Source organism: Nonomuraea sp. NPDC049709 (genome assembly GCF_040674815.1).
Classification (GTDB): domain Bacteria; phylum Actinomycetota; class Actinomycetes; order Streptosporangiales; family Streptosporangiaceae; genus Nonomuraea.
In genome coordinates this window covers 150,507-156,961 of sequence record NZ_JBFANM010000023.1, presented here as the reverse complement: position 1 = coordinate 156,961, position 6,455 = coordinate 150,507, and the positions used below count along the sequence as shown (strand labels likewise).

The following is a 6,455-nucleotide window of genomic DNA, read 5'->3' as shown; positions in this document are numbered from 1 at the left end:
GAAAACCTCCCGGGTCGGCTCGGGCCGGCACCTCTAGCCGGCGCGATCGCCGCCACCGCATGCCGGTGGTGGCCCGATCCGACCCAACAGGGCCCACACATGCCACCACGCCCCCAAAGCGGGTGGACGCAGGCCGCGATGAACAGCGACGCCACAAGGACATAACCCTCGGCCAGCGCCGATGAACCCCCTCTGCCAGGTCCGTTGTCGAACGACGGGCGGAAGGAAGGTACCGGACCATGATGAAGAGTCGCGCCGGCCTGCCGGGATGGGGATCCGGCCAGGGGCGAGATGGCCGGGCGCCATCCATGCCCAGACGCCGGATATCGAAGACATGGCGCTGGGCGGTGGCTGTCGTCATCATGGTCATCGTCGCCTCCGCCCTGCCCTATCTCGGGCAGGTCCTGTTCAGCCCGTGGGCCCTGTCGCTGACCGGCCGGCCCACGCTGCCCGGCTACTGGTATGGCGAGATGTCCTTCGGGCGAGGCGACCAGCGGCCGGTGGCCATGCAGCTACGTGCGACGAGGTGTTCCCGATGCTCCGACGACCTCGAGGGCGAAGCCAGGGTGTGCGCCGCGGGGCGATCCATCGACTACCGGCTCTCGGGCGAGGTGGCCGACCGCAACGCCAGCCGCTTCACCCTGGACAGCTACCCCCACCCCGACACCCGGGCTCCTGGTATCCACCTGGAGCGCCTCGACGCCACCTGGGCGGGCGGAGACGAGATCAGCATCACCGCCACCCTGGAAGTCACCAATCCCGACGGTTCGTGGAGCAGCGACAAGCAGCCCGAGCAGCCATCGCGGTTCCGGCTGCACCGCGGCACCGAGGCGAACCTCCGATCAGCCTGTTGACCACAGGTCGCGCCGTCCAGAACAACGGCAGGACGGACCCCGAACGGCGTTGATCTTGCTGCGACGTTGTCTGGTCAATGCTGGACAGGCGAGGCCGCGACGAACGGCAACCGCCCCCGCCGGTCCGTCCGGCGGGGGCGGTCGTGTGGGCGCCTAAAGCTCGCAGTTGGTCTCGACTTCACCGTCGCAGCGGTCGGTGTCGGCACCGCCATTGAGCGTGTCGGTGCCGATACTGCCGATCAAGCGGTCATTGCCCCCGCGGCCGTTGAGCGTGTCGTCACCGAAACCGCCGAACAGGATGTCGGCGCCAAAGCCGCCGTTGACGGTGTCGATGCCGTTGTCGCCGGAGAGTGTACTCGGCAGGTTCGTGTTGTTGCGGATCGCGTCGAGGCCGTCCCCCGCGAACACGTCGACGCGATCGATTCCACCGGCCGGACACTGCGCCTCGCCCCCGGCCTGCGTGCATCCAGAGCCGGCCGCGACCGAGCCGAGCGTATTGCTGATGGTCACCACGGTGCCCGTCGCGTTGAGCTTGATCTCGATCCCGTCGTCCACCGAGCTGCCGTTGACGAGGATCCTGCCGCTGTCGAGTTGCGCGGTGACGGTGGCCGCCGACGCCGGTCCGGCCAGCGCCACGGCGCCGGTGAACAGAACGGTGACGAATCCCAGGGCCATACTCGCGCTTCTGAGCATGCGACGACCCGTGTTGGTGCTGAACATTCGCTGGTTCCCCTCGATGATGTGTCGGTCCGGACCCCCGGAACACTGTGAGGGAGCCTCATCCTCGGCTCATCGCACAAAGACGCATTGGTCTGGTGTCCTGAGTTCTTGACAAGCGGCTGTCCTATCCTCTACATGGCGTAGGCTGGCGGCGAGTTCGGCGCCGTCGCCAGATCTCCCGTACTTGGGCTGCTCCTATCTGCGGCACTCCACCAACAAGCAGAACGACGCCCGCCAGCGGCACGCTCTCACCGCCCCGCTGGCCACCGGCGCTTCGGTCTACGGAGACCCGCCACCTCCAGCCGACAACTCTCCCTCGACCCCAGCGAGCGGCCCCTCGTTGTCGCGGCATGCACCGTGCTCTCTTGAGCTTTGTGTTTATGGAAAGGCATTGTCCTGCGGTTCTCCACCAACGGATATGACTTGTGGAGAAAGTGGCAGTTGACGCGGATGATGTCTAATATGCAATATCAGGGGCCTGAGAACTGTTTGATATCTGGTTCGGCACCGGCGCGGACCCAATCTTTCCTGGAAGGTATCTCCAGAGATGGGCTCCAATTATTTGCGTTTATGGGAACCATGGGGTGAGCAGCCCTTCACGGAGCCGGAGTCAGCGGCGCTGGCTCGGCGGCACGTCATCGAGCGCCTCTGCGCGCGCCTGGCCCCGCCCGGCGTCCGGGTTCGGACCGGCCCTTGGCCGATGGGGCGGCGTGCAGGTGTGGACGGAGCCGACGGAGCCCACGGAGGCGACGGGCCGGTGTCGCCTCGGGGCAGGTGAGCCGTTCCATTCCAGGCCGCCTGCGGCCCTTGGGGCGGAGGCGGATAAAGCGGTGGCCACCCCACAGGTACGTGGCTGACCTGTGCGGTGTGCCGGAGCGCGCAGCACGATGGGGGGACAACGCGGCGTGGTTAGCGGCTGCTTGAGGCGCCATCCCACTCGAACAGGTCCCTGGGTGCGATGCTCAGCGCGTCGGCGATCTGGAACACCTTGTCCAGGTGCGGGCTGTACATGCCGTTCTCGATGCGGTTGATCGTCTTGCGGTCGACCTCGGCGCGTTCGCCGAGTTGCTCCTGCGTGAGTCCGTGCCTTTCGCGAAGTTCACGCAGCCGAAGGCCGAACTGTCTGCGCAGCTCAGCCAGGCGCGGCGTGATCGGTTCGGGCACTCAACCACGGCGGCCTGCATGATCACCAAAGGTCTGTACCAACGTTGGTACCGGTAGAGGGGCCTGAGCCCGCCCCGGTGACGTGCAAGTATCCGACCGCACCCCTGGTGCACCGTTGCCGACGCCTCCCGCCAAGAAGGACGCATGACCCGTTCACGACAGGAACGCCACTGCGCCCCGCACCGTCACGCCGCCGCGCCACGGCCGCCAGGGCGGCATCTCCCCCGCCTTGGCTCCTTATCCAGGCCGCCCAGCTGTCTTGGGAGATCCGCAACACCCTGCAGCTGATCAACGGTATGCGGCTCAACCTCAGCGAAGAACTCCCGAAGCGAGCGACATGCTGCTCAACGCCGCGCACGCCACCGCGATCGTGGAAGCCCGGCTGCCGCTCGCGCCCGCCTGGGGCAGCGGCCCACCGCGCAGCCGCTCCATCTTCGCCCAGGCCCGCGAGGCCGGCACCGACCCCGCCGATGTGCGGCCCGGTCTGGACATCGGCGGGCCGCCCATCGATGCGCAGATCGTCGCCGACGTGGAGGCGGCCCGGTGCGACGATCCCAAGCCTGACGCGCAATGCGCCGGCACCACGCTCAAGCATCAGCGCTGCACCAAGACGATCGTCACCGGCATCGGCTCGGCCCACTGCGCCGTCCACCTCACCCCCGCCGAGCGACAGCGCCGCGACATCCTGCGTGCCGCCCAGGACCGGCGCATGCAAGCCCTCCAGGACGCCTTGGAGGAGCAGCGCGTGGAGCTGGCGGCGCGCTGGGCCGACCGGTACGGCCGCCGCCCTGACCGGCTGGAGTTACCCAGCCCCCCGGTGCGGCCGCGCAAGGTAGCGCCGCTCGACGGCCGTCCCGGCCTGGAGCTTGACCGCGACGATCAGGCGATGCTCGCCTTCCACGACAGCGGCTGGCCGATGTTGTGCCCCCGCTCGGCCGAGATCATCGATGCCCTGCTGACCTGCCCCCACGGCACCGTCGCCGAGCTTGCTGAACTCGCCTCCTACCGGACGCCGCAACGCTGGGCCTGCGGCGAGGAATGGCTCGAATCCAGCATCTGGGACGGCATCCGACCTCCCGACCTCGTCCTGCCCGCCCCCGGAGCAGCATCCGACCTCGATGAGCAGCCCGCCATCCAGGTGCTGCGCCGGCACCTCACCGATGACCACCAGGCCTGGGAGCGCCGGCTTCGCCACCCTGGTCGAGGCCTGCGACGACCCGCCTGTGGACACCATGGCCGAACTGCTGGCCTTCTTGCAAGATATCGGGGTCCTGGTCTCCTCCGACAACGGTCCCGACGACCTGCTCTGGGGGCTGCCGCCGCTGCCGCCCTCACCGTGGCGGGTCCTGTACGCCCGAGGCCACCTCGTCGCGCCGCCCGTCCTGGCCAGCGCGCTTGACTACCTCCTCGACAGCGGCGTGCCCTTGGATCCCGACCTTGCCCCACGTGAGCTCTTCAATGTGATCATCGGCGCGCCCGCGGACCACCTGACCAACGCCGATGTTGATGATCTCAGCGCCGCCAGCACGTCGGAGCTGACGGCAGGAAAGGCAGAACACGACGATCGTCGTGGCATCGCAGCAGGTCATCATGCCTAATGCACGTCATGCGGATGACGGCGTAGCCTCCTGCCAGGCCGCCGGAACAAGGTCTGGGGTCATCCAACGGCTGCTGTCGAGCTTTCGCGCCACTACTGCACGGGGCCGAGCCAGCACGAGCGGCGATGCGCAGGCAGCCGCATGAACCCGGCGTGACCACCGCCACCATTGAAGGGCTTGGAGCCGGCCATGCAGACCATAAGCAAGCACCGCCGACACGAAATCCCGGACGTGCATGCCGTTGTCATCCCGGTTCACGAATTGTCGCGAGCATGTTGCTCGCGGTGATCTGCTCGCGGCGGCCGCGTAAAGACCTGCCGTTGGACCGGCTGCGGGATCGGGTGCTGTTGAGACCGCCTACGTGTGCGGCGCCCGCGCCTCGGAAGTCTGCGCAGCGACATGACTATCCCTTTCTCTCGTACTTGGGCTGCCCCCCAGCATGAGCCGGCCGAGGGTGCGCTCGGCTGCCCAGCGGCGGGGCAGCGGAGTGAAGCCCCTGGTGTCAGGGTTGCGGGTGACGACTTCGACGTCGATGCCCGCCTCGGCGGCGCCGTCGATGACGGTGGTGCGGTAGGCGCTGTCGGCCCAGGCCCTGGAGGTGGGCTGAGCTGCGGCGACTGTGGTCAGGAGAGGTAATCCGGCGGCGCTGTCGGACACGCTGGCGGCGATGTCTTCAAAGTCCCGTCTGTCCGGCGCTGTGTGGGTGCGCACGCTTCCTAGGGCATTCCGGGAGGGACGGGCTCCGCGGTATCGCGCCGCGCCACGAACACGAATTCCCGGCCCGGCCGGTCGGGTGCGTCGCGTACGTCCTCGACGACGAAGCTGTGTTCGTGCAAGTCCCGCTCGATCTCCGTACGTTCGCGGAAGCGAAGTGTCGATTCCGAGGTCAGTACGTCCCCGTTCGCAGCGAACACGTGCGTCCCCCGGAAGCTCACCAGCGCGGCAGGCTCACGTCCGTCAGCTCGGCCCACGTCTCGACGTGGCCGACGCCCGGGATGTCCGTGATGCGGTACGTGGTCTCGCGCGTCCACTCCGCCCACTCCTCCCACACCCGTTGCGCCGGATCGCGCGTCTCGAAGATAAGCTGCCCGCCGGGCCGCAGCACCTGGTATGCACCGTGCAGCGTCATACGCCATGCCTGCGGATCATCTCCCGTGGGTTCGTGAATTCTGAAGGGTCCTCAGGCGCGAAGCGAAGGACGAGTACCGGCGGAGGGCGCTACCAGGACTTGGGTTCAAAGAGCTCCTGGGAACCAGGGTCCTGATACTCCCGCCAGCTGCGGTCCACGTCCGCGCTGGTGGTGTGGCCGCAGACCTTCGCCGGCGTCTCGTCCAGGCAATTCCCCGGGCCTGAATGGCCAGCAGAGAGGAGAAGAACGGCGCTGGCTACTCCGCCATCTTGAGGTAGCGGTCCAGCTCGTCGAGGGTCAGTGGCTGTCGGCGCAGCGGCTCGGAGGCGTCCAGCGCCGTGGCGTGGAGGCTGCCGAGGAACAGCTCCAGCTGCTGGCCAGTAATCAGCTCGTTCAGTTCGGGACCGATGACGGGCAGCGGGCGGGACAGCTTGATGACGCCGAGCCAGATGTCGATGGGGTTGATGCCTTGGCGGAGCTGCCCGTCCTGCTGGGCGGTGCGGGTGAGCTGCTCCATCTGCTTGAAGAGCTGGTCGCGTCGCGCCTTCAGCGTTCCCCCCTCGCTGCGCGCGTCCTGCTCCAGACCGGGGAGCAGCACCGGCATGATGACGCTGAGCCGCAACTCCACCAGGCGGCGTATGAGCTGCGCCAGCGCGCCCCAGGCGTCGGGGTGCGCGGCGGTGGCGCGGTCCAGTTCCGCACCGACCAGGGTCAGGTTGTCCAGGGCGACCTGCTGGACGAGCGTGTGGCGGTCGGGGAAGCGGCGGTAGAGGGTGGCGATGCCGATGCCGGCGCGGCGGGCGATCTCCTCCAGCGGCGCGTGGATGCCCTGCTCGAGGAAGACCTCGCGGGCCGTGATGATGATCTGCTCGCGGTTGCGGCGGGCGTCCGCCCGCAGTCGGGTCGTGTTCTCGGTCAACCGGTACCCATCTCCTTGAGATGTGGAGGGAATCCCTTCGGTTGTGTTAGCTTACCCTCAACAGCAAGCGA

The 6,455-nt window shown here is 67.9% G+C and carries 8 protein-coding genes; 3 read left to right on the top strand and 5 right to left on the bottom strand.

Annotated features, from left to right (window positions below; all coding sequences use genetic code 11):
• Nucleotides 1-347 precede the first annotated feature (347 nt).
• Complete coding sequence (locus AB0J69_RS24445; RefSeq protein ID WP_364121297.1) at nt 348-854, top strand: hypothetical protein; 507 nt, start codon at nt 348-350, stop codon at nt 852-854.
• 153 nt (nt 855-1,007) lie between these two features.
• Here AB0J69_RS24445 and AB0J69_RS24440 read toward each other — a convergent pair whose 3' ends face one another.
• Both AB0J69_RS24440 and AB0J69_RS24435 read right to left on the bottom strand, forming a co-directional pair.
• On the bottom strand, nt 1,008-1,574 hold the full coding sequence (locus AB0J69_RS24440) for a hypothetical protein (RefSeq protein WP_364121294.1): 567 nt from the start codon (nt 1,572-1,574) through the stop codon (nt 1,008-1,010).
• A 909-nt stretch (nt 1,575-2,483) separates the two neighbouring features.
• Entirely contained in the window at nt 2,484-2,738 is a 255-nt protein-coding gene (locus tag AB0J69_RS24435) for a helix-turn-helix transcriptional regulator (protein WP_364121292.1), read from the bottom strand.
• Nucleotides 2,739-3,075: 337 nt separating this feature from the next.
• On the opposite strand from AB0J69_RS24435, the gene AB0J69_RS24430 reads away from it, so the two are divergent.
• On the top strand, nt 3,076-4,137 hold the full coding sequence (locus AB0J69_RS24430) for a hypothetical protein (RefSeq protein ID WP_364121289.1): 1,062 nt from the start codon (nt 3,076-3,078) through the stop codon (nt 4,135-4,137).
• Between the two features lie 25 nt (nt 4,138-4,162).
• Nucleotides 4,163-4,336 (top strand): hypothetical protein, encoded by a 174-nt coding sequence (locus AB0J69_RS24425; protein WP_364121287.1) that lies wholly within the window; start codon nt 4,163-4,165, stop codon nt 4,334-4,336.
• Nucleotides 4,337-4,693: 357 nt separating this feature from the next.
• On the opposite strand, the gene AB0J69_RS24420 is transcribed toward AB0J69_RS24425, so the two are convergent.
• The 3 genes from AB0J69_RS24420 to AB0J69_RS24410 form a co-directional block, all read right to left on the bottom strand.
• A complete protein-coding gene (locus tag AB0J69_RS24420; protein ID WP_364121285.1) occupies nt 4,694-4,993 on the bottom strand; it encodes a hypothetical protein in 300 nt (99 codons plus the stop codon).
• Nucleotides 4,994-5,267: 274 nt separating this feature from the next.
• Nucleotides 5,268-5,465 carry a hypothetical protein gene (locus AB0J69_RS24415; RefSeq protein ID WP_364121283.1) on the bottom strand — a complete coding sequence of 66 codons (198 nt, stop codon included), beginning with the start codon at nt 5,463-5,465 and terminating at the stop codon, nt 5,268-5,270.
• 256 nt (nt 5,466-5,721) lie between these two features.
• A complete protein-coding gene (locus tag AB0J69_RS24410) occupies nt 5,722-6,384 on the bottom strand; it encodes a helix-turn-helix domain-containing protein (RefSeq protein WP_364121280.1) in 663 nt (220 codons plus the stop codon).
• Between the last annotated feature and the right edge of the window lie 71 nt (nt 6,385-6,455).